Below are 22,998 nucleotides of genomic sequence, written 5' to 3' on the forward strand. Positions count from 1 at the left end.
GGTCACTCATGGTGGTCACTCGTCGTCTTCGCTGATCTCGTCCCGCAGCCGGGCGTTCGCCGCCTGCCAGGTGCTCTCGCGCCCGGCCGGGGAGGAGTCCTGACGGCCCAGCAGTCGGTCCCAGTCGAATTCCGTTCCGGGCAGGCCCACGATGGTTGAGCTCGCCTCGGTCAGTGGCTTGAACAGCCGCATGACCTCACGGGTCGCCTGGTGACGGCCCTCCTCGACGGCGTCCAGGACCGCGGCCGCCAGCTGCGGCGCCGACATCTCGCGGTACTTGCCGTCCAGGAACTTCAGGTCCGTCAGCTCCCCGCGCGGGCCGACACTGACCTCGACCGAGCCGTCCCGGGAGACCACCACCGCCGAGAAGTCGTTCATCCGCTTCTCGGCCCGTGCGACGGCGCCCTGCAACTGCTCGAGCTCCTCCATGGCCCGCCCGAGACGCTGCTCCAGCGGATCGCCGGGGCCCACGGGATCTGCCGCACCACGCTGCTGCCGGGTCATCGCCGCCCCACCCCTGTGGTCGCCGCCGTCATCCGCCGTGCTCCTCTCATCGCCCGATCACCGCCGGCGTCGTGCCCTCCTCGGTGCCCCAGACGTCCTCGTCCTCCTGCACCCAGGCCGACCGCTCACGGTCACCGCTCTCCGTCGCCGTACGCTCCGGGCGAGTGCCTGCGCCGGGTGCGGTGCCGTACGGCATGCCCGGGGTGAACGCGGCCTCTTCCTCCTCGTACAGTTCCTCCTCCGCGGCGCGGCGGCGGGACCTGTTGCCCCGGCCGGGCGTGCCGATGCTTCCGCGGGCTCCGCTGTTGCGGACCCGCTCGTCGCGCGCCTCGTTGCCGGCCTGACTGCCGCCCATCCCGCCCATGCCGCCCATGCCACCTATGGGCATCCCGGAGCCGGCGGACTGCTGCGAAGCCTCCGACGCGGTGAACGGGTTGCTTCCGGTGAGGTCGCCGCCGCCCGCGGACATCTCGTCGTAGGCGTATCCGTCGCCCGAGTGGCCGACGCCGGAGGCGCCGCCCGACAGATCGGCGGCGCTCGGCACGCTCGCGGAGTCGGAGGGGCCGAAAGCGCCACCGAGTCCGGTTGAGACATGACCGGTTCCGGTGTCCGTGGCCACACCGGAACCCAGATCGGATCCCGTGCCGAGGCCGGAACCGAGGCCTGATCCGCCATCGGTCGCGCCGAGGCCCGAGCCGAGTCCGGAACCGGAGCCGAGGCCCGTGTCCGTCGTGGTTCCGGAACCCGTGTCGGTCACGGTCGACCCCGTGGGCCCCGTGGTCGAGATCGTCCCGTCCGGGTGGGTCACCGTCGTCGAGCCGTCCGGGTTCGCCGTGGTGATCGTGCCCGCGCCGTCGGACGTAGTCACGGTGCCGTCGGGGCCCGTGATCTTGGTGCTGCCGTCCGGAAGCGACGTCAGGGACGTGCCGTCGGGATAGCGCACCGTCGTCGTGCCGTGGCCGTCGGAGGTGGTCACCGTCCCGTCGGGGCCGGTCACGGAGGTGTTGCCGTCCGGATGGGAGACCGAGGTGGAACCGTCCGGGTGGGTCGTGGTGATCGTGCCGTCGGGCGCGGTCACGGAGGACGTGCCGTCGGCATAGTGGGTGCTGACCTGGCCGGTGCCCGGGTCGGTCGTCGTGGTCGTGCCGTCGGACTCGGTGACCGTGGTCGAGCCGTCCGGGTTCGCGGTCGTGCTCGTCCCGTCCGGGTACTTCGTGCTGACGCCGCCGCCCGCGGAACTCGGGTTGTTGGTGGTGACCGTGCCCTCGCCGGTGTGCGTGGTGACCGTACCGTCGGGGTTCTGGGTCTGCACGGTCCCGTCCGGGAGGGTGACCGTGGTGGTGCCGTCGGGGTCGACACGGGTGACGGTGCCGTCGGGCGCGGTGGTGACCTTGGTGCCGTCGGGGTTGGTCTGGGTGATGCTGCCGTCGGGGTTGGCGAGCGTCCCGGTCCCGGTCTGGCCGCCACCGAGACCGCCGCCGAGACCGCCGCCCGCGGAGATGCTGCCGCCGCCCGTGTTCGTCACGGACGAGGAGATGGTGCCGAGCGGCGAGCCGGCCACGCCGCCGTCGCCGGTGAGCGGGTCGCCGCCGGTGGTGCTGAGGTCTCCGCTGCCTGTGCTGGTCGTCGACAGGCTGGTACCGCCGTCGCCGGTGAGGGAGGTGCCGCCGTTGGCGCCGAGGCCGTCCGATCCGGTGGTGCTGAGGTCTCCGCTGCCTGTGCTGGTCGTCGACAGGCTCGTAGTGCCGTCGCCGGTGAGGGAGGTGCCGCCGTTGGCGCCGAGGCCGTCCGAGCCGGTGGTGCTGATGTTCCCGGTGCCCTGCTGGCTCTCGGTCAGCTGCTGCTGGTACTGGTTGGCCTGCGCCTGCGCCTGCTTGTTGGCGTCGTCGATCTGCTTGTTCGCCTCGTCCTGGACCTGCTTGAGCGGGTTCTGATCCTCCTCCTGCTGTTTCTCCATCTCGGCCTGCATCTTGTCGATCTCGTCCTGGGCCTGCTTCTCGGCCTTGTCCTGCGCCGCCTGGGCCGCCGCGTTGGCCTTGTCGATGGCGTCCTGGGCCGCCTTGTTGGCGTCGTCGATCGCCTTCTGGGCCTGGTCCTGGAGCTGCTTGATATAGCTGTCGGTGTCCTGGCCGTCGTTGCCGTCGCCGTAGGGGTCGGAGGAACTGCTCAGCGAGCTGGTGGACTTGGTCTCCACCACGTTCTCCAGGACGTGCTGGGCCGAGATCCAGGCGTTGTTGATGTTCGACAGCGACTGCTTGGCGGCCGGCACGAGCTGGCTGTCGACGGCGTCGTTCCAGGCTTTCACCGCGTCCTTGCCCAGCGCCTGCCAGGTGGACATGGCGTTCAGGTTGCCGAAGCCGGGAAAGTTCTCCTTGAAGTTGGCGGTCGTCCCGTACTCCGTGTCCTTGACCAGCACGCCCGTTCCTTGGTTGCCACCGACGTAGCTGGTCTTCGTCGTCACCTGCACTTCGGGCCAGTTGTGCTTCATCACCCACAACAGGACCTCGCGAAGAAGCGACTGGACGATCCCGTAGGGATTCCCGATGCCGACGAGGTGGGAGAGCGCCGCGCCCTGCGACACGGTGCCGTCGGTATTCCCGATGCCGACCTGGTGGGACTCCGACCCCTCCTCCGACATGCCGGCGTAGGTGCCGTTCGCCCCGCTGGCCCACTTCTTACCCGTGCTGAGCAGGTGCCGGGCCTCGTCGAGGACGGCGTTTCCGGCCCCGATCAGCGCGTCGCCCTGCTTGGTGATCGAGGTGTAGAAGTGCGGCTGCCAGGTGTTCGCTCCCTTGAAGTCACTCGGGTGCATCTGGTCGGCGTAGCTCTGGTAGTTCTTCTGGAGCGTGTCGATCAGCTCCTTGAAGACGCCGGCTGCCTTGCCCTTCCAGGCGGCGTCCTCCTTGCCCAGCGAGTCCTGCCACTGCTTGACCGTCGCGGCGTGGTTGACGAAGAACTGGCCGACCCGGTCGAACGCCCCGGCGGCCCGGTAGAACGTGTTCATGTCGACAGCCGCCGCGTCCACGACGGCAGCGCCGCTCAGCTTGAGCCCCACGGAGGAGTACGGGGCGAATGCGATGGCCTGCAGCGCGTCCAGCGAACCGCCTATGTACTGCCCGAGCGCCTTGCCGTCCAGGGCATGCTTGGTCTCGTCGCTCCAGTAGGCGTCCCCGTACGCCATCTTCGGTCCGGCGGTGACGAAGTCGAACACCGCGCGGCGCAGGATCGGCTTCTTCTCGCTGGCCCCGTCCGAGCCGGCGATGAAGAACGGGATGACGAAGTCGTGTCCGTCCACGTCCTCGCCGCCCGTCCCGGCGTCGGGGACCGTCCCCGACCAGGTCCGGTCCTCGATCGTGACGTTGAGCATGGGGACCTTGGCGTCACCGGTCACGTCGCTGAAGACGTTGTCACGGGACGGCATCGGATAGCCGGTCAGGAGGTTGACGGCTATCGCCCAGTAGTCATTGCCGTAGTCGGGGGCCAAGGGACGCTCCGGGGTGGGAGGACGGTGGGGGATCTGGAGGCGCGGGCCGGAGCGCGGTTACTGCTGCTTGCCGCCACCGCCTGAGCCGGAGGACTTGTCGAAGTCGCCGTCGACGTCGGAGAAGCCCTTCATGAAGTCCTCGGCCTTGATCTCGGCCAGGTTCGAACCCTGCGTCTTCAGCAGTTCGCTGACGGTGGTGCGGAGGTTGGCCTCGATGTCGGTGAAGAGCTTCTTCTGCTGGTCGAGGATGGTGACCAGCGCGTCGATACCGCCGCCGACGGCCTTGGTGAAGTCGACGCCGTCGATGTGACCGCCCTCGTCCTTGGCCATCAGACCGATCGCGAGCGGTTTGACCAGTCCCTCGGTCGCCGCGGTCGTGGTGCCGTCTCTGAGTCCCTTCATCGAGGGAGCATCGGAGTCGGCGTCGAGCTTCTTGAGATCGTCGTGGAACGTGGCGACGTCGTGGTCCGCGAACGCGGTGAGGGCAGCAGAATCGAGGTGGGTGAGGTTCGCGTTCACGGGTTCTTCCTCTCAAGGGGTCGGCGTACGGCCCGGACGGGGCCGCCGTACGCGGGGCCGGCGACCGGGCCGCGCTGGGGTGCGGTATCCCGGCCGGGCATGGGTCAGCGACCGATGGTGACCTCGGACCAGAGGTTGGTGAGGCTCTGCTCGGTGTACTTGTACTGGCCGACGACGTCGTTGAGCAGGGCGGCGTTCGAGTCGAGCAGGTTCTCCATGGCGACCATCGCCGCGTCCCAGGCGGCCTGCTTCTGCTTGTAGATCTCGGCGTCGTCACCTTGCCAGGTCTTCTTCAGCTCGTTAAGCTCCTCCTCCAGGCTGCTCAGCGTGCCCTCGATCGCCCGGGTCTGGTTCACCATGTCGTCGGCGGCGTTGTCGGCGTAACGGTACTCGACATGGATGAGACCGTCTTCCAGGTTCGGGTTCAGGGGGTCCATGGTCTGTCCTCGTTCCTTTCGGGGGTGCGGGAGAAGTGGGGGTGCCGGGAGGCCCGGCGGCGGGGCCCGGACCGTCGGCGGCGGTCAGTTCATCCGGCGAGGGCGTCGAACGCGGCCTGGCCGGCGCTCCGGGCGTGATGGATGGCGTCCGTGGCAGCGCTCTGTGTCTGCCTGTGCTGCGTGCCGCTCCGCTGCAGTTTGTCGATCATGTCCTGCAGGTTGTTCAGGATGATCTGGCACTGCTCGTCCCAGGCGGTGAGCAGGTCCTGGTAACCGTGGCCGTCTCCGCCCGTGTACGTGGACGACAGGCTGTGCTTGGTGTCATCGACGTCCTGCTTCGAACGGGAGATGGCGCTGTGCGCCTGCTCCAGCGCATTGATGCCGCGTTGGGTCGATGACTCCGACGACTGCTGGCCACTGGTCATCTCGGACATGGCGCCTCCTCTTTCTCGCTCTGGACGACAGCCGGCCCCATCGGGACAGGCTTCCAACTCGCCTGTCTCGCACGGGCAGTCGGATCATGAACACCTATACCATTTCTCAACTCCCCTCACAGGGTGCGCAGTTGAGAATTCATTTCCCGATAACCGCGGAAGCCCGTACGGGTGGGGCGCGGCCGAGCCGTCCCCTCAGCCGCTCGTCCCGCTGCACCCGCCGCCCCCATGGCCGGCAACACGCCCCCGCGCGGCGGCGTCCGCGTCCAGGTCGGGGCCGGACGGCAGCATCGCGAGCAGCAACGCCGGGACCCGGGCGATCTCGCCGGCGGAGTAGCCGAGCGCGCCGAGGTCCTTGTCCGTCGGCACCCGGTACTTCGCGCCGGTGTCACCGACCAGGTAGGTGCTGCCGCCGACGTCACCCCCGCCCGCGCTGAGCGCCTGGACCAGGGCGCCGCCGCCCGGGGCCACGGCGACGGCGTCCACGGGCAGGCAGGCCGGGACGGTGTCCGAGGACGTGTCGGTACGCTCGGCGGCGGAGGCGAGACCGGAGACGGGCACCATGCGGACGTCGACGTGCACCACGGAGCCGGTGGCCGCACCGGGCCGGACGCTCGCGCAGACAGCGGACCCGTCCGGCACCCCGGTGACATCGGGCGGAGACGCCGGCAGAGCGCTCCCGCCGGCGTCCGACACGCCCGCGAGGTGGCCGCCCAGCGTCCCGGCCTGCACCTGCCGGGCTGTGGCGGCGCCGCCCCCGTACGCCTTCTTGACCGTGTCCGGGGCGCCGAGTTGCAGGGCCGCCCCAGTGGCCGTGAGGGGGACCAGGCCCTCCTGGCGCACCAGGTAGTACTGGGTGCCCGAACCGGGCACACGGGTCTGGAAGACCTGCCCGATCCTGGTGCTCGTGCCGCCCAGGGACGGACCGGCGTCGCCGATCCCGGGAACGGCCGCGGGGGCCAGGTCCGGTCCGGCGGGGAGGGCGTTGAGGAAGGCCGCCGAGACCGGCCGTGCGGCCGTCGTCCCGTAGCCGAGACTCTCCAGCGCGCCGCTGCGGCTGTCGATCCGCAGCCTGCTGCCCTGCCACACCAGATACCGGGTGCCGTCCGGTCCCGCCACCAGTACCGCGCGGTGCGCCGGGAGCCGGCCGCCCGAGTCGGCGGCCGAGGAGGCGACCGCCAGCGTCGTCCTCGCCGACGAGGCGTCCGTGGAGCAGACCAGCCAGGGCCGGCGGGCCGTCAGGTCGCCACCGTCGGGAAGGGTGTCCGGCGCCCCCTCCAGCCCGGCCGCCGGGCCTCGCGGTGCGCGCCGCAGCGTCTCATGGCCGACCGTGGTGGTGCCCAGTTTCTGGGAACCGACCAGCAGCAGCGCGGAGGCGTAGTTCCGTACGGGGCGCAGCCGGCCGTCCGCGTACAGGTAGCGGGCGCCGGTACGCCCGTCGACGATCAGTTTGCCCGGCACCTGCCAGGTGCCGCTGCCGCCGGGGGAGATCAGGCCGAAGACGAAAGCTCCGGCGCACATCAGGAGGGCGACGACGATCCCCATGGCCAGGCCCCGGTTGGTGCGGCCGACGGGGCTCTCCGGTGCGTCGAGGTCGGTGCGCAGCAGGCCCGAGGTGAGCCGTCCCATGGTGAACATGTGTGCCTGGACCTGGTCGCGGCGGTTCTGCATGACGTCCGCTCCCGTCTCAGAGGCTCAGCGACCGCAGCGAGCCGTACACGCCGAGCACCCACAGGGCGAGCGGCAGCAGACTGACCGCGGCGGCGGAGTGCAGCAGTTCGGCGGCGCGGCCCCAGTACGGCACGAGGCGCCGGCCCGGCACCGTCCAGGAGGCGATGGCGAGGGCGGCGGCGACCGCGGCCAGCCCGGCCACCAGCAGCAGCCGGGACCCGGGGGCGAGTGTCCGGGCGAGCGTGACGGCCAGGCCGACCGCTCCCAGGGCGCCGGGCACGATCAGGGCGAGCCGCTGCCAGAGGCTGCCCATGCCGCGGCCGTGCAGGACCAGCAGCAGCGCCAGGGCTCCGGCCATGGCGCCGCCGGGCGCGTCGAACGGGACGACGAGGGCGGCCAGGCAGCCCAGGCAGATCAGTCCGGCGGCGGTGAGCAGGGCGGTCATCCAGCCGTCGGCGACCTGCGTGCGGGCGGCGACGTCCGCGCTGGGGTGCGGGTCGATGCCCTGCTGAAGCTGCGCCGCGTTGGTCGGCAGCGGCGGGGTGCGCAGACCGGACAGCCGGAACGACATGGCCGGCACGAGCGCGCCGAACACGACGGTGACCAGGACGACGACGCTCGTCGCGTCCCGCGCGGACAGATCGAAGCCGATCATGAGGGCGCCCAGCAGGGCACCCGCCGCCGCGACCGTCGCCATGGACAGGAACAGCGGGGTGAGCGCGGCCACCGCGGCGAGCGCCAGCACCGCGGCGCCGGCTCCGGCGGCCGAGGCGGCGAGCAGCCGGGACCCGAGCACCTCGGCGCCGCCGGTGCCGTGCAGTGACCCTCCGGGCAGCAGCCAGCCGGCGTACGACCAGTACCCGGCGGCCACCACGCCGAGCGCCGCACCGGTCCCGGCGTCGCCGACCGCGCGGCTCGCCGAGGCGGCCCCCGCGAGCAGCAGCAGCCCGGCGCCGAGCGCCACCGCGGCCTGGGTCCACGGCTCCTGGCCGGGCAGCCCCAGTACGGCCAGGCCGGCGCCGAGCGCCGCGACCGCGCAGCCGATCAGTACCGTGCGGCTCAGTTCCGGGGTCCAGGCGTGGGGCCGACGGCTCATGGTGGTGGCGATGCCGTCCACCAGGTCGTCGAAGTGCGGTTCGGGCAGGGCGTCGGCGCGTGGGCGAAGGTAGAGGACCTCGCCGTCACGCAGTCCGGCTGCGTCGAGGGTCGCCTCCTCGTCGAGTGGCCGGCCGGCGAGGCGCTGCAGGATCCAGCCGCCGTGTTCGAGACCCGATTCGGCGAGGTCCGCGCCGCCGTACTCGACGAGGGCCGGCAGGAGTTCGGCGACCGGGATGTCGCCGGGGACCGCGAGGTCCATGGACTTCGAAGGGGCACGTACCGTGATACGGCACAGCCCCGCCGTCGCGCTGTCGGTCACTGGTGGCTCGTCCTTCACAGCGGTGTGCGGTGCGTGCCTGCGCCGCCCCGGTCCAGGGGCCGGGCAGGGCACTTCACCGCGTGTTCCGTCATTGGAAGCGGGAGCGTAACTCCCGTTTGTGAACGGGAAGTTGAACGGCCGTAATCTACAAGGCCGTACGACGGCCCCGACACCGTCCGGTGCCGGGGCCCGTTTTCCCCGTATTCCGCCTCGAAGGAGGCCGTTCGTTGAGCGTGGTCATCTTCCGCCGTCCGGCCCGGCGCCGGGCGCCGGACATGCCCGAGGGGGAGCTGAGTCTCCAGGAGCCCCCGACCCTCCCGGAGGTCGTCCCGGACAACTCGGCCATCTGGAACTACCTGCCCATGGGCATGATGTCGGCGTCCATGATGCTGATGTTCCTGCGGATGGGAGGCGGCAACTCGACGCTGGCCTACACCGCGCTCGCCATGATGCTCGCGGCGTCCGGCATGATGATGCTCGGTCAGGTCATGCGCAAGTCCAGCGAGCGCAAGCGCCGGCTCAAGGGTGAGCGGCGCGACTACCTGCGCTATCTGCGGCAGACCCGGCAGCAGGTGCGGGGCGCCTTCGTGCAGCAGCAGGTCGCGCTCGGCTGGCGGCATCCCGAGCCGGGCGCCCTGTCGTCGATGGTGCGCTCGACCCGGCTGTGGGAGCGCCGGCCGGCGCACGACGACTTCGCGGAGGTGCGCGTCGCGGTGGGCGGGCAGCGGCTCGGTCTGCGGCTCGCGCCACTGTCCACCAAGCCGGTGGAGGACCTGGAGCCGCTGTCCGCGCACGCGCTGCGCAGCTTCATCCGGGCCTACACCACCGTCCCCGACCAGCCGATCGCACTGTCGCTGCGGGCCTGGTCGCGGGTGCTGTTCCGGGGCGACGAGGAGCGGATCAGGGCGGCGGTGCGGGCCATGGTGGCCCAGCTCGCCGTCTTCCATTCGCCCGAGGACCTGTGGATCGCGTTCTGCGTGGCCGACGACCGCCGGCCGGCCTGGGAGTGGGCCAAGTGGCTGCCGCACGCCCTGCATCCCGACGAACACGACGGGGCGGGCCCGGCCCGGATGGTGGTGCACTCGGCGGGCGCCCTGGAGGACCTGCTGGGCGCCGAGTTCGCGGAGCGGCCGCCGTTCGACCCGGACGCCGGCCCGGGCCGGGAGGAGCCGTTCGCCGTGATCGTGCTGGACGGCGGCCAGGTGCCGTCCGGGCACCGCTTCGACGGAACCGGGTTCCGCAACGTCACCGTCCTCGACCTCTCCGGCGAGCTGACCTGGCGGCCCGGACGCACCACGCTGCGCCTGGACTTCGCGGGGGACACCGGGCAGGTGAGCCTCGTGCGCACCGACCGCAACCGCCAGGAGCAGTCCGCGCTGCTGGGCCGCCCCGACCGGCTCGGGCGGACGTCGGCGGCCACGCTGGCACAACTGCTGGCCCCGTACCGCATGGGCTTCGGCGGTGACGCCGCGGAGCCGCTGTCCACGGACATCGAACTGACCACCCTGCTGGGCATCAGGGACCTGCGCCGCTTCGAGCCGAAGGAGCTCTGGGACCGGCGCGGCCCCGCCGACCGGCTCCGGGTGCCGATCGCGGTGGGCGCGGACGGGCAGCCCGTCGTACTGGACATCAAGGAGTCCGCGCAGGGCGGCATGGGACCGCACGGCATGCTGATCGGCGCCACCGGCTCAGGCAAGAGCGAGACCCTGCGCACCCTGGTCCTCGCGCTGGCCCTCGCCCACTCCTCGGAGACCCTCAACTTCGTGCTGGTGGACTTCAAGGGCGGCGCCACCTTCCTCGGCCTGGACAGCCTGCCGCACACGTCCGCCGTCATCACCAACCTCGCCGACGAGGTCGCCCTGGTCGGCCGGATGCAGGACGCCCTGCACGGCGAGCTGATACGACGCCAGGAGCTGCTGCGGGCGGCCGGCAACTACACCTCGGCGCTGGAGTACGAGCGGGCACGCGCCGGCGGGGCCCCGCTGCAACCGCTGCCGAGCCTGTTCGTGGTGGTCGACGAGTTCAGCGAACTGCTCGCCGCGCACCGGGAGTTCATGGAGCTCTTCGTCATGATCGGCCGTCTGGGACGATCCCTCGGCGTGCATCTGTTGCTGGCCTCGCAACGCCTCGACGAGGGCCGTATGCACCAGCTGGAGAGCCATCTGTCGTACCGGATCGGTCTGCGGACCTTCTCCGCCATGGAGAGCCGCGGCGTGCTCGGCGTGCCGGACGCCTACTCGCTGCCGCCCCAGCCCGGCAGCGGCTACCTCAAGGACGGCGTCGGGGAACTGACCCGCTTCCGGGCGGCCTACGTGTCCGGGCCGTACACCGAGCGGAGCGGCACCGTCGCGCGCTCGCGGGCGGCCCGGGAGATCGTGCCGTGGACGACGGAGTGGGTGGCGCCCCGCACGCTGCCCGACGAACCCGAGGAGCCCGAGGCCGGCGTCGTCCAGACCGACCCCGACGCGCCCGGCGGCCCGACCCTGCTGTCCGTCGCCCTGGAGCGGCTGCGGGACTCCGGTCCGCCCGCCCACCAGGTGTGGCTGCCGCCCCTGGACGTCCCGCCCACCCTCGACCAGATCCTGCCGCCGCTGGCCCCGCACGGCGAGTACGGCCTCACCACGGCCGACTGGCCCGGGCGCGGCCGGCTCTCGGTGCCGCTCGGCATCGTGGACCGGCCCTTCGACCAGGTCCGCGACCTGCTGACGGTCGACCTGTCCGGCGCCGGCGGCCACCTGGCCGTGGCCGGCGGCCCGCAGAGCGGCAAGAGCACCGTGGTCCGTGCCCTGATCTGCGTGCTCGCCCTCACCCACACCCCGCGCGAGGTGCAGTTCTACTGCCTGGACTTCGGCGGCGGCTCCCTCGTCCCGCTCGCCGCGCTGCCGCACGTGGGCTCCGTCGCGGCCCGGGTCGACACCGAACGCATCGGCCGTACGGTCGCCGAGGTCAGCGCCATGCTGGACGAACGGGAGCGGTTCTTCCTGACTCGTGGCATCGACTCGATGCCCGAGTACCGGCGCCGCCGGGCCGCCGGTGAATTCCCGGACGAGCCGCTCGGCGACGTCTTCGTCGTGGTCGATGGCTGGGCCACGGTACGCCAGGACCACCAGGACCTCATCCCCGTCTTCACCAGGATCGCCACCCGCGGGCTGAACTTCGGCATCCACCTCGTCGTCACCACCGCCCGCTGGGTGGAACTCGCCGCAGCCATCCGCGACCAGTCGGGCACGCGCCTGGAGCTGCGGATGGGCGACGCCATGGAGTCCATGGTGGACATCCGCAAGGCGGCCACCGTGCCCCGGATCCCCGGCCGTGGCCTGACAACGGACGCCAAGCTGCACTGGATCGCGGCCCTGCCGCGCATCGACGGCGTCGGCGACGCCGCCGACCTCACCGACGGCATCACGAGCCTCGTCACCGAGATCGGCGAACACTGGACGGGCCTGCCCGCACCGGAGGTGCGACTGCTGCCCGGACGGATATCCACCGCCGAACTGCCCGCCCCCGAGGTCTCCGCCGCCGCGCCGGCCGGCCTGCGCGTCGCCCTCGGCGTCGAGGAGGACAAACTCGCGCCCGCCTGGCACGACTTCGCGGAGACCCCCCATCTGATCGTCGTCGGCGACACCGAGAGCGGCAAGACCAACCTGCTGCGGCTGCTGGCGCGGGCGATCATCCAGCGGTACACCCCCGAGGAGGCCCGGATCCTGCTGGTCGACTACCGGCGCGACCTGGTGGACGAGGTTCCCGCCGAGTACCGGCTGGGCCACGCCGTCTCCGTCGACGCGCTCAGGGACCTCGTCTCCGGGACCGCCCGGGCCATCAACCTGCGTCTCCCGGGGCCGGACGTCGCCCCGTCCCGGATGCGGCAGTGCGACTGGTGGCAGGGACCGCGGCTGTTCGTCCTGGTCGACGACTACGACATGGTCGGCGCCGGACCGGGCAACAACCCCTTCCTGCCCCTCCTCGACCACCTTCCCCTCGGTTACGAGGTCGGACTGCACATGGTCGTCGCCCGCTCCGCCTCGGGTGCGGGCCGGGGCCTGAACGAGGCGCTGCTGCGGCGGATGACGGAGGTCAACTCGCCCGGCCTGATGTTGTCCTGCCCACCCGCCGAGGGGTACTTCTTCGGCAACGTCAAGCCACGCGTCCTCCCGCCGGGCCGGGCCATGCGGGTGGCCCGCCGGAAGGTCACGATGGTGCAGACGGCGCAGGTCCCCGAGGGCTGAGACACGGGACCGCGTCCGGCACGTCCCCGCCTGCCGGAGCCGCCCCGGAGGCCTCCTGCGCTTCCGCCGGGCGCGCTCCGGGGGCCGTCGGCAACGGTGGTCGGCGGTGCGGTGCCAGGCCGCGCGACCCGGACGGGCATGGTGAAAGGACCCCTAAGGCCGCCAGCCGCGTGCCCGGCCCCTGGGGGTCACCACCAGCGCGGCCGCCACGACCAGCACCAGGAGCAGCGCCCCGGCCGCCGCCCACGCCGCCCGCTGCCGCGGCCGGTCGGACGGCAGGGCGATACGGACCGCGCCGGGCGCCGCGGCCCGCGCTGCCGGGCCGGAGCCGGGGACCATGGAGACCGCGGAGTACGGGTCCAGCCGTGGCGCGAGGGCGGCCGGCGCGGCGGACACGGTGAGGCGCTCGGCGACCTGAGCGGCTTTCAGATCGGGGTGGTAGGACCTGACCAGCGCGGCCGTCCCCGCGGTGAGCGCGGCGGCGAGTGAGGAACCGGCGCTGAGGTAGTGGCCGGTGCCACGGGCGCCGATGCTGACGATTCCGCCGCCGGGCGCGGTCAGCGCGGCCCCCGTCACACCCTTGGCGCTCTGCAACGGCGTACCGTTCGCGGTTACGCCCACCACGGACAGGGCTCCCGGCGCCGCCGCGGGCCAGTAGCGGGTCGGCGCCGCCGACTCGCTCCAGGAGGTGACGTCGGGCGCGGCCGGGGCCACGACGAGAGTGTCGTGCCGGGTGGCGTACCCGACGGCCGCCGTCAGTTCGTCCTCGCCGTCGCTCAACGCCGCCGACACCAGGACCACTTGGGCCCCGTGGTCGACGGCCGTGCGGATGCCGTCCGCCACCAGGCCGGCCGTGGCCGTGCCCCTGGTGTCCGTCCCGCGCACCGCCAGCACCCGGGCCCGTGGCGCGACGCCCTCGAAGGCGGTCGAGCCGGTCGGCCCGGCCGCGACGAGACCGGCCACGAAACTGCCGTGACCGACACAGTCGTCGCCCGCCGCACCCACTGCCGTGACGCGCCCGGACAAGGCCGCCGCACCCGGCGTGACTCCGGTGTCGACCACGCCGACCGTGACACCGGCCCCCTGCGTCAACTGCCAGGCGCGCGGCAGCCCCAGGCTCTGCTGCGCCCAGGAGGCGGCGGTGGCGGTCCGGGTGGACGCCGCCGTACACGACTCCTTGGTGCCGAGCCGGACGGGCATGGTCGGCAGGGGCACGGAGGCGGCGGCGGGCGGGATTCCGAGCAGGAAAACGGTCAGGAAAGCGGCGAGGAAGACGGCAGGGAAGACAGAGGTCAACGGGACGGTGAACAGGGTGGCCGGTGACGGAGCGCGTCGCATGTGGCGCATGATAGAACCACGCCGAAGCCCCCAACTGCCCTACGCTAGGAGGAGATTCGAGCGTGGCACGCCAGATGCTCACGGTCGGTCCCGACGGGCCGGACGCCTTCCGGACGATCGGCGAGGCCGTGGCCGCCGCACGCACGGGAGCGGTGATCAGTGTCGCGCCCGGACGGTACGAGGAGAACCTCACCCTCTCCACACGCGTGACCGTCGTCGCCTCAGGTGCCCGCGGCAGCGCCGAGATCGCCCCCCGCACGGGTTCCGCCGTGACGCTGCTGACGGACGCGGTCATGCTCACCGATCTGCTGCTGCGCGGCCCCGAGGACGACGACGCGCCGGTGGTCGACGCCTTCCACGGCCAGGCCGCGTTCGACGGCTGCGAGATCGTCGGCAACGGGTGGACGGCGGTGCTGAGCCGGAACACCGGTTCACTCGCGATGCGGCACTGCCGGATCAGCAACCCGGCGGGGGCCGGGATCGTCGACACCTCCGCGGAGGAGAGCGTCGTCGCGGACTGCGTCCTGGAGCACCTCGGCAGTTCGGCGGTGGTCCTCAGCGAGCGGGCCCGTACCACCGTACGCGGGTGCACGATGCGGGACGCCCGGGGCAACGGCGTGCTGGCCAACGGGCAGACCCGGGGCACCGTCGAGGACTGCGACATCTCCCGCACGGACAAGCCCGGGATCGCGCTGGAGCAGCACAGTGCCACCCGGGTGCTGCGCACCGCCCTGCACGACCTCGTCACGGGTGTGCTGGTGACCAGCGACGCCCGCCCGGAGCTGACGGAGCTGGACGTCCTCGCCACCGCCGAGCACGGGATCCTCGTCTCCGCGGGCGCCGAACCGGTGCTGCGCCGCTGCCGGGTCCGGCGGGCCGGGGGCAGCGGCCTGGGTGTCACCGGGCGGGCCCGCGGGACGTACGAGGACTGCGACTTCGCGGACTGCGCCGGATCGGGTGTCCTGGCCACCGACAGCGCGGCGCCCATGCTGCTGCGGACCGTCGTGCGGGACTGCTCGGGAAGCGCCGCCGTGCTGCTGACCGGTGAGTCCGCGGCGGAGTTCGACGGACTCGAGGTGCAGTCGGCCCCCGGAGTGGGCATCTCCGTGCGCTCCGGGGCCAATCCGCTGCTGCGCAGGGCGAGGGTGATGTCGTCCGGCGGCCACGGTGTGGAGGTCGTCCAGGGCGGCCGGGGCCGGCTGGAGTACTGCGAGGTCGAGAAGGCGGGCGGCGCCGCCCTGCGGGTCGACACCGACGGCCGCCCATACATCGGCAACAGCACGCTGACCGGTGCCACCGGGCCCGGTGTACTGGTCGGTGCGGGCGGTCTCGCCGACATCCGCGACACCGTCGTCGACGCGGGCGCCGCGGAGGGCATCAGGGTCGAGGAGGGCGGCGAGGTGTCCGCGTTGCGCAACCGGATCACCGCCTCCGGGTCGCACGGCGTGCTGCTGGCCGCCGGGGCACGGGCGGCGCTCAACGGATGCGAGGTGGTCGGCGGAAGAGCGGACGGCATACGCGTCGAGACCACCCACCAGGTCTCCGTGGCCGGCTGCACCGTCAGCGACAACCGGGGCGCCGGACTGCGGCACACCGCGAAGGACGGCGCACGGCTGCTCGTGGACAACCTGACGAGCGTGGGCAACGGTTCCCGGGACGCCTGGGACGGCGCACCGCAACCGGACCCCGTGGGCCCGGGGGCCGGTGCCGAGGCCGCGGAAGAACCGGACGGACCCCTCGCGGAGCTGGAGGCACTGGTCGGCCTCGAGGGGGTCAAACGGCAGGTCAAGGGACTCGTCAACCTGGCGCGGCTGGCGCAGCGCCGGGCCAGCCTGGGCATGCCCGCCCCGCCGATGAGCCGCCACCTGATCTTCGCTGGCGCCCCCGGAACCGGCAAGACGACGGTCGCCCGGCTCTACGGGTCCGTCCTGACCGAGCTCGGCGCGCTCCGCTCCGGACACCTGGTCGAGGTGTCCCGGGCCGATCTGGTCGCCCAGATCGTCGGCGGCACGGCCATCAAGACCACGGAGGTGTTCGAGAAGGCGCTCGGCGGTGTGCTGTTCATCGACGAGGCCTACACGCTGGCCTCGGACAGCAAGGGCTCCGGGGCCGACTTCGGCCGGGAAGCCATCGACACCCTGGTCAAGCTGATGGAGGACCACCGGGACGACGTGGTGGTGATCGCTGCCGGATACTCCAAGGAGATGGAGTCCTTCCTCGCGGTCAACCCCGGTCTGGCCTCCCGCTTCGCCCGGACCATCGAGTTCGTCAACTACACGGTGGACGAGCTGGTGACCATCGTGGAGTCCCAGTGCGCGCGGCACCGCTACGAACTCGTGCCCGAGACCAGGCAGGCGCTCGAGGTGCACTTCCGGGAGATGCACCGGGGTTCCAGCTTCGGCAACGGCCGCGTCGCCAGGCAGATCTTCGAGGAGATGGTGGACCGGCAGGCGCTCCGCCTGGCCACCCTGCCCGAAGCCGGCGAGCACGACCTCACCCTGCTGCTGCCGCAGGACGTCGGCGAGGCGGCCGCCGCCGCGGTCAAGGCGACCTCCGAAGGAGCCGCCTCGGCCTCACCGCTCGACGAACTGAACGCGATGGTCGGCCTGCAGAGCGTCAAACACGAGGTGACCGACCTGATCAACCTGCTCTCGGCGTCCCAGCGCCGGCAGGCGGCCGGTCTGCCCGCCTCGCGCATCAACCGCCACCTGGTCTTCGCCGGTCCGCCCGGCACCGGCAAGACGACGGTCGCCCGGCTGTACGGGAAGCTGCTGCGCTCCCTGGACGCACTGCCGCGCGGCCAGCTGGTCGAGGTCTCCCGCGCCGACCTGGTCGGGCGGTACGTCGGGCACACCGCGCAGCTCACCCAGGAGGTGTTCGAGAAGGCGCTCGGCGGTGTGCTGTTCATCGACGAGGCCTACACCCTGACGCCGGAGGGCTCGCCTTCGGACTTCGGCAGGGAGGCGGTGGACACGCTGCTGAAGCTGATGGAGGACCACCGGGACGAGGTCGTCGTGATCGTCGCCGGCTACACCGACGAGATGCACCGCTTCCTGGCCTCCAACCCGGGCCTGGCCTCACGCTTCTCCCGGCGGATCGAGTTCCCGGACTACACGTCGGAGGAACTGGTCACCATCGTGCACCGGCAGGCGGCGGCCTCCGGCTTCGAATGCGCCCCTCGGGTGCCGGACGCGCTGCTGGAGTTCTTCGAGTCACTGCCCAGGGGCCGTTCGTTCGGCAACGCCCGTCTGGCCCGTCAGACGGTGGAGCAGATGGCCACGCGCCAGGCCAGGCGACTGGCGGCGATGGAGGCCCCGGGGATGGCGGAGCTGCAGACCCTGTTGCCCGAGGACCTGCCGGCGGCTCTCGGCGCGTGACACGGCGGCCCGCGCGGTGGTGGGCGCGGGGGTGGGCCGACCTGTCGGCCGCCGCCGATCTCCACGAACCGTCCCACCGCTCGGCCGGAACTGACGAAAGCCTCACCCGCATCCACAACGACCAGGAGACAACCGAGGATGCCACCTCAGCAGGAACAGTCACCCGTGACCGACGGCGCCGCCGTGTCGGTCCGCCGGGCCGTGAACATGACCTTCGCCGCCGGGGACCCCGGCGACATGCTGGCGCCACGCACCGAGGCCGCCCCCCGCTCCGCGGGGGCGGCTGCTCCGGCGAGCCCGGCGACCGCCTCCGAAGCCTCCCTCACGGCGTCCGCCACCCAGGAGGAGACGGTCACGGGACGGGGCTCACGCAGCACGGAACAGCGGAAGTCCGCGGTGGACGAGGAAGGGGCGGTGAACCCCGATGAATCCGCCGTGGAAGTCGGGACGGCAGCCGGTGCCGGGCGCGCGGGGCAGGATCCGTCGGCTCCGGACGACCCCGACGGTGAGGAGGAAGCGCAGGGCCCGGGCGGGCCACGGAAGACGGTACTGGCCGCCGCGTCCATCGCCGGAGCGCTGCTGATCGCGATACCGATCGCACTGGTGGGACGCACCCACCACAGCGACCGGCACAGCAGCGGCTCGGCGGCGCCCCAGGGCGACACCGTCCTGGCCACACAGGGCAGCGCCCAGCCCGGCGGCTACACCCCCAGCTCACCGTCGGCCTCGCCCAGCCACACCGCCCACACCACCGCCAAGGCGAGCGCGAAGGTCAAGCACCACAGCGAGCCGAAGGCGACGACGGGGACGACGGCGAAGACGACGCCCAAGGCCGCCGGTCATGGCGGAACCCCGGCCTCGTCCGGGAAGAAGACGTCACCGCCGGCGACCGCCGCGTCCGCCGTCGCGCATCTGGCCGCCGCCCACCCGGGACGGCACATCTGCTACCGGGCCTATGTCGCCGACGCCGGCTGGACGGCACCGGTGTGCGACGGCGGGGTGGCCGGTGCGGCCGGGAAGAACCGCCCCCTCGAAGCCGTCGAGCTGTCCACCTCGGGCACCGCGGGCAGCGAAGCCAACGCGTACATGTCGAGCGGCGGTTGGCAGGGCGGTGGTCCCTGGAAGGGCGCGGTGAACGGCAAGAACCTCGTCATCGGAACCCCCGGCTCGGGGGCGGGGATGAAAGCGTTCATCACTAAGGTGAAATCGGGCACCGTCTGTGCCAACACCTACGTCTCCTCGGGCGTCGGCTGGCAGGTCACCCAGTGCGGCAGCAGCGGAGGCAAGCCCGACTACCTCTTCTGCGGCCTGGCCGACACGACGGCGAAGCTGATCGAAGCCGTCCTCTTCAAGGTGTGAGCACCTCGCGCCGGGCCACGCCCGGCGCGAGCCACCGCGAGCCCACGCACACGCAGACCCCCAGCCAACCCACGGCGAAGAGCCAGCCGCCGACCACGTCGGTGAACCAGTGCACCCCCAGGAAGACCCGAGTCAGCCCGACCGACGCGCCCCAGCAGCCGATGGCGACGCAGAGCGGCGTCCGGCCGAGCGGGACGCGTATCCGCACCGCCAGGACGAGCAGCCCGGCCGCGAGCGCCGCCGTGGTGGTGTGGCCGGAAGGGTAGGACCATCCCGAGGCGTGCGCCTCCCAGTCGTACTGCGGCGGGCGGGCCCTGGCGACCAGCTCCATCACCTGGTACCGCAGCATCTGCCCCGCGCCGAGACAGGCGACGGCCAGCACCGCGGCGGCCGGCCGTTGCCGCGGGGTCCGTGCCGCCAGCAGCCCGGCGAGCACCGCCAGCGCGTACGGGACGACGCCGGTCCCGGTGTCGGTGAGCCCGCGGGCCACGGCGACCGCCACCGGCGGACGGTGTGCCAGGGACCAGGACAGCAGGCCCCGGTCCGGTGGCAGGGGGACGCCGTGACCCGCGACGACCGCGGTGAGCACGCCGAACGCCGTCCACACGGCGAGGGTGCCCGCCCATACCGTCCTGGTCATCGCGGTGCGCCCTTTCCCTGTGTCTTCCCGTGCGTCTTGCCGTGCCTGTCACGACTACAAACGTGTAGACCCGGCTTTTGCTCCGCCATTGCCGCTTCATGACCAGCCGACTACATGCCTGTAGTCATGATGGTCACCGAAGTAAGGCATGCCTTCGCTAAGTGGGGTCGCAACACATGTGGGACGACGCGTTTCCGAGTTTCCTGATCGGGCTGAGGGAAGGGCTCGAGGCCGGGCTCATCGTCTCCATCCTGGTCGCCACCCTGGTGCGGGCCGGTGCCCGGTCCCGGCTGCCGCAGGTGTGGACGGGCGTACTGGCCGCGATCGCCGTGGCGATGAGCTTCGGCGCGGTGCTCACCTTCACCGCCGCGTCCCTGTCCGCCACCGCCCAGGAGGCGTTCGGCGGCACGCTCAGCGTCATCGCCGTCGCGTTCGTCACCGCCATGGTGTTCTGGATGCGGCGCTCCGCCCGCAGCCTCTCCGGTGAGATCAAGGAGAAGGTCACCGGCGCACTCGGCACGGGCGCCGGCGTGCTGATCCTGACCTCGTTCCTCGCGGTGGGCCGTGAGGGCCTGGAGACCGCCCTGTTCCTGTGGACCACCGCCCGCGCGGCCGGTGAGTCCGCCGGCCCGATGACCGGGGCGGGCATCGGGCTCGTGATGGCGGCCGGCCTATGCTGGGGCCTGTACCGCCGGGTCCTCAAGATCAACCTGACCAGGTTCTTCACCGCCACCGGCGTCGTCCTCATCGTGATCGCGGCCGGTGTCCTCGGCTACGGTCTGCGCGATCTGCAGGAGGGCGGTGTCCTGCCCGGCGGGACCGCGTACGCCGTGGACCTCGGCGGCAGCGTCGACGCCGGCTCCTGGTACAGCACGCTCGTCCAGGGCGTGTTCAACCTGACGCCGACCATGACCTGGCTCCAGGTGACCGGGTACGTCCTCTACCTCGCGGTGGTGATGACCCTGTTCGTACGGGGCGTACGGGCGAGCACACCGACGCCCGCCGCGCCTTCGGAGCCGGTCCCCGCGGCCGGCCCCGCCCCCGGCGGGCCGGTCTCCGCGGTCCGTCGCCGTCCCGGCTGGGTGGTGCCCGTCGCCGTCGTCGCCGTCCCCGCGGTCCTGGCGGGACTGGTCGTCGCCCTGTCCCGGCCCAAGCCGGCCGGGGACCAGACCGTGGCCGTCTCCGAGACCGACTGCGGCAAGGGGTTCACCGCGCCCAGGCCGGGCCGGCAGACCTTCCAGATGCACAACACGGGCGACAAGACGTCCGAGGTCTACCTGATCAACCCGGCTTCCGGCGCGGTCTACGGCGAGATCGAGGGCCTGGCCCCCGGCACCACCCGCGACCTGGTCGCCACCGTCGCCGGAGGCAGCTACGCCTGGCGCTGCGTACCGACCGGCGCGGCGGCCGTCACCTCCAAGGCCGTCACGGTCACCGGCGGGGGAGCGGCCAGGGCGGTCGCGCCGGTCTCGGAGAACGACCTCGCCGGCCCCCTTGGCGCGTACAAGGCGTACGTGAACCAGCGCCTCGCCACCCTCGTCGCCCAGACCCGGAAGCTCGACGACGACATAGCGGGCGGCCACCTGGGCCGGGCCCGCACCGACTGGCTGACCGCCCACGGCACCTACGCCTCCCTCGGCGCCGCCTACGGCACCTTCGAGGACTACGACAAGACGATCAACGGCCTGCCCGACGGTCTCCCGGACGGCGTGCGCGACAAGGACTTCACCGGTTTCCACCGGATCGAGTACGGCCTGTGGCACGGTCAGTCCGCGGGGGAGCTCAAGGCCCCGGCCCGGCAGCTCGCCGAGGCCGTCGCCGGGCTGCGGGCGGCCTTCCCGCGGCAGAAGTTCGACCCGGGCGACCTGCCGCTGCGCGCCCACGAGATCCTGGAGAACACCCTCCAGTTCGAGCTGACCGGCGACGCCGACCAGGGCAGCGGCACCGAACTGGCCACCGCCGAGGCCAACCTGGCGGGCACCCGCGAGCTGCTCACCGTACTCCAGCCGCTGCTCACCAGCCGTGCGCCGAAGTTGCTGCCCACGGTCGACGCGGACATCGCCCGCCTCCAGAAGCTGCTGGACGCGGCCCACCACGGCGACCGGTGGACCCCCGTCGACCGGCTCCCGACGACGACCCGGCAGACGCTGAACGGAGCCACCGGACAACTGCTGGAGGACCTCGCCCCGGTCCCGGACCTACTCGAGATCCGGAAGTCCGCCTGATGGACCCGTCCAGGCACGCGCACACGAACACGCACACGCACGAAGAAGGGAACCCCTCCATGTCCTCTGCGTCCTCCGCCGAACCCCCGGCCTGCCCGGTCGGTGCCGGCCGCCGCTCCTTCGTGCGCGGCGCGCTGGGCGCGTCGGCCGCGGGCGCGGCCCTGGCCGGCGGAGGATTCGCGCTCGGCCGGACCGGTGGCTCGGCCCAGGCACAGGCCGCCGAGGCGACCGGCGCGAAGACGGTCCCCTTCCACGGCACCCACCAGGCTGGGATCATCACCCCGGCCCCGGCCGCCGCCACCTTCGTCTCCCTCGACGTCATCGCCGACACCCGCGCCGAACTCGCCGACCTGCTGCGCACCATCACCGCACGGGCCCGCTTCCTGACCGCCGGCGGCACACCCACCGACCTGGGCGTCGGCGCCCCGCCGTCGGACAACGGCATCCTCGGCCCCGAGGTGCCCGCCGACGCGCTCACCGTCACCGTCGGCGTGGGCGCCTCCCTCTTCGACGACCGCTACGGCCTCACCAAGGCCAGGCCGGCCCGGCTGACGCCGATGCGGACCTTCCCGAACGACAACCTGGACCCCGCCGAGTGCCACGGCGACCTGTCGCTGCAGATCTGCGCCGACCGCCAGGACGCGGTGCTGCACGCTCTGCGCGACATCGCCCGGCACACCCGTGGCGCCATGCAGATCAAGTGGCGTGTCGACGGCTTCCAGAACACCCCGCGCCCCACCGGCGCCCAGCGCAACCTCCTCGGCTTCAAGGACGGCATCGCCAACCCGGACGTCACCTCGGCCCGGGAGACCAACCGGCTGATCTGGGTGGGCGACGGGCAGGGCGAGCCGTCCTGGACGAAGGGCGGCAGCTACCAGGTGATCCGGATCATCCGGATGCTGGTGGAGTTCTGGGACCGGGTGTCGCTCACCGAGCAGGAGAAGATGTTCGGCCGCCGCAAGGACACCGGAGCCCCGCTGGACGGCGCCAGGGAGACCGACATCCCCCAGTACGCCAAGGACCCGCACGGCGCGGTCATCCCGCTCGACGCGCACATCCGGCTCGCCAACCCGCGCACCGCCGCCAGCGACGACTCCCGGATCCTCAGGCGCGGCTACAACTACGACCGGGGCGTGGACAACGTCGGCAACCTGGACATGGGTCTGGTCTTCTGCTGCTACCAGCAGGACGTCAGGCGACAGTTCGAGGCCACCCAGACCCGGCTGATCGACGAACCCCTCGTCGACTACATCTCCCCGACGGGCGGCGGCTACTTCTTCGCGCTGCCGGGCGTCAGGGACTCGAAGGACTGGCTGGGCCGGGGGCTGCTGGCGGCCTGACTTTCCCTGCCCATGGCCAAGGCCTGC

General features: G+C 72.2%; 14 protein-coding genes. 5 read left to right on the forward strand and 9 right to left on the reverse strand.

The window, feature by feature from the left end; genetic code table 11:
• Window positions 1-15: 15 nt before the first annotated feature.
• From ACFYZQ_RS06460 to eccD, 7 genes are all read right to left on the reverse strand, one after another.
• A complete protein-coding gene (locus tag ACFYZQ_RS06460) occupies window positions 16-504 on the reverse strand; it encodes a YbaB/EbfC family nucleoid-associated protein (protein ID WP_389142291.1) in 489 nt (162 codons plus the stop codon).
• 46 nt (window positions 505-550) lie between these two features.
• Window positions 551-3,988 carry an AAWKG family protein gene (locus tag ACFYZQ_RS06465; RefSeq protein ID WP_389142293.1) on the reverse strand — a complete coding sequence of 1,146 codons (3,438 nt, stop codon included), beginning with the start codon at window positions 3,986-3,988 and terminating at the stop codon, window positions 551-553.
• A gap of 57 nt (window positions 3,989-4,045) precedes the next feature.
• Complete coding sequence (locus ACFYZQ_RS06470) at window positions 4,046-4,507, reverse strand: type VII secretion system-associated protein (protein ID WP_389142295.1); 462 nt, start codon at window positions 4,505-4,507, stop codon at window positions 4,046-4,048.
• A gap of 104 nt (window positions 4,508-4,611) precedes the next feature.
• Window positions 4,612-4,935, reverse strand: a complete 324-nt coding sequence (locus ACFYZQ_RS06475) for a WXG100 family type VII secretion target (RefSeq protein ID WP_389143203.1) — start codon at window positions 4,933-4,935, stop codon at window positions 4,612-4,614.
• A gap of 98 nt (window positions 4,936-5,033) precedes the next feature.
• Complete coding sequence (locus ACFYZQ_RS06480; RefSeq protein ID WP_389142297.1) at window positions 5,034-5,378, reverse strand: hypothetical protein; 345 nt, start codon at window positions 5,376-5,378, stop codon at window positions 5,034-5,036.
• 195 nt (window positions 5,379-5,573) lie between these two features.
• Window positions 5,574-7,049 carry a type VII secretion protein EccB gene (eccB, locus tag ACFYZQ_RS06485; protein WP_389142299.1) on the reverse strand — a complete coding sequence of 492 codons (1,476 nt, stop codon included), beginning with the start codon at window positions 7,047-7,049 and terminating at the stop codon, window positions 5,574-5,576.
• 16 nt (window positions 7,050-7,065) lie between these two features.
• On the reverse strand, window positions 7,066-8,466 hold the full coding sequence (eccD, locus tag ACFYZQ_RS06490; protein ID WP_389142301.1) for a type VII secretion integral membrane protein EccD: 1,401 nt from the start codon (window positions 8,464-8,466) through the stop codon (window positions 7,066-7,068).
• Window positions 8,467-8,699: 233 nt separating this feature from the next.
• Here eccD and eccCa point away from each other — a divergent pair, with 233 nt between their 5' ends.
• Window positions 8,700-12,692, forward strand: a complete 3,993-nt coding sequence (gene eccCa, locus ACFYZQ_RS06495) for a type VII secretion protein EccCa (protein ID WP_389143206.1) — start codon at window positions 8,700-8,702, stop codon at window positions 12,690-12,692.
• Window positions 12,693-12,845: 153 nt separating this feature from the next.
• Here the strand turns inward: eccCa and ACFYZQ_RS06500 are convergent, their stop codons facing one another.
• Window positions 12,846-14,030, reverse strand: a complete 1,185-nt coding sequence (locus tag ACFYZQ_RS06500; RefSeq protein WP_389142303.1) for a S8 family serine peptidase — start codon at window positions 14,028-14,030, stop codon at window positions 12,846-12,848.
• A 62-nt stretch (window positions 14,031-14,092) separates the two neighbouring features.
• On the opposite strand from ACFYZQ_RS06500, the gene ACFYZQ_RS06505 reads away from it, so the two are divergent.
• Both ACFYZQ_RS06505 and ACFYZQ_RS06510 read left to right on the forward strand, forming a co-directional pair.
• Entirely contained in the window at window positions 14,093-17,407 is a 3,315-nt protein-coding gene (locus ACFYZQ_RS06505) for a right-handed parallel beta-helix repeat-containing protein (protein ID WP_389142305.1), read from the forward strand.
• Window positions 17,408-17,572: 165 nt separating this feature from the next.
• Window positions 17,573-18,766: a hypothetical protein gene (locus ACFYZQ_RS06510; RefSeq protein WP_389142307.1), complete on the forward strand. Its 1,194-nt coding sequence runs from the start codon at window positions 17,573-17,575 to the stop codon at window positions 18,764-18,766.
• Here ACFYZQ_RS06510 and ACFYZQ_RS06515 read toward each other — a convergent pair.
• Window positions 18,756-19,406: a phosphatase PAP2 family protein gene (locus ACFYZQ_RS06515; RefSeq protein ID WP_389142309.1), complete on the reverse strand. Its 651-nt coding sequence runs from the start codon at window positions 19,404-19,406 to the stop codon at window positions 18,756-18,758. The genes ACFYZQ_RS06510 and ACFYZQ_RS06515 overlap by 11 nt on opposite strands.
• A 176-nt stretch (window positions 19,407-19,582) precedes the next feature.
• On the opposite strand from ACFYZQ_RS06515, the gene efeU reads away from it, so the two are divergent.
• Both efeU and efeB read left to right on the forward strand, forming a co-directional pair.
• The gene (gene efeU / locus ACFYZQ_RS06520) at window positions 19,583-21,631 is read left to right on the forward strand and encodes an iron uptake transporter permease EfeU (protein WP_389143208.1); all 2,049 of its coding nucleotides are present in this window, start codon (window positions 19,583-19,585) and stop codon (window positions 21,629-21,631) included.
• Between the two features lie 59 nt (window positions 21,632-21,690).
• Window positions 21,691-22,971, forward strand: a complete 1,281-nt coding sequence (efeB, locus tag ACFYZQ_RS06525) for an iron uptake transporter deferrochelatase/peroxidase subunit (protein WP_389142311.1) — start codon at window positions 21,691-21,693, stop codon at window positions 22,969-22,971.
• The last annotated feature ends 27 nt before the right edge of the window (window positions 22,972-22,998 follow it).

Origin of the sequence: Streptomyces sp. NPDC001843, from assembly GCF_042891955.1 — a bacterium.
In the GTDB taxonomy this organism is placed as follows: Bacteria; Actinomycetota; Actinomycetes; order Streptomycetales; family Streptomycetaceae; genus Streptomyces.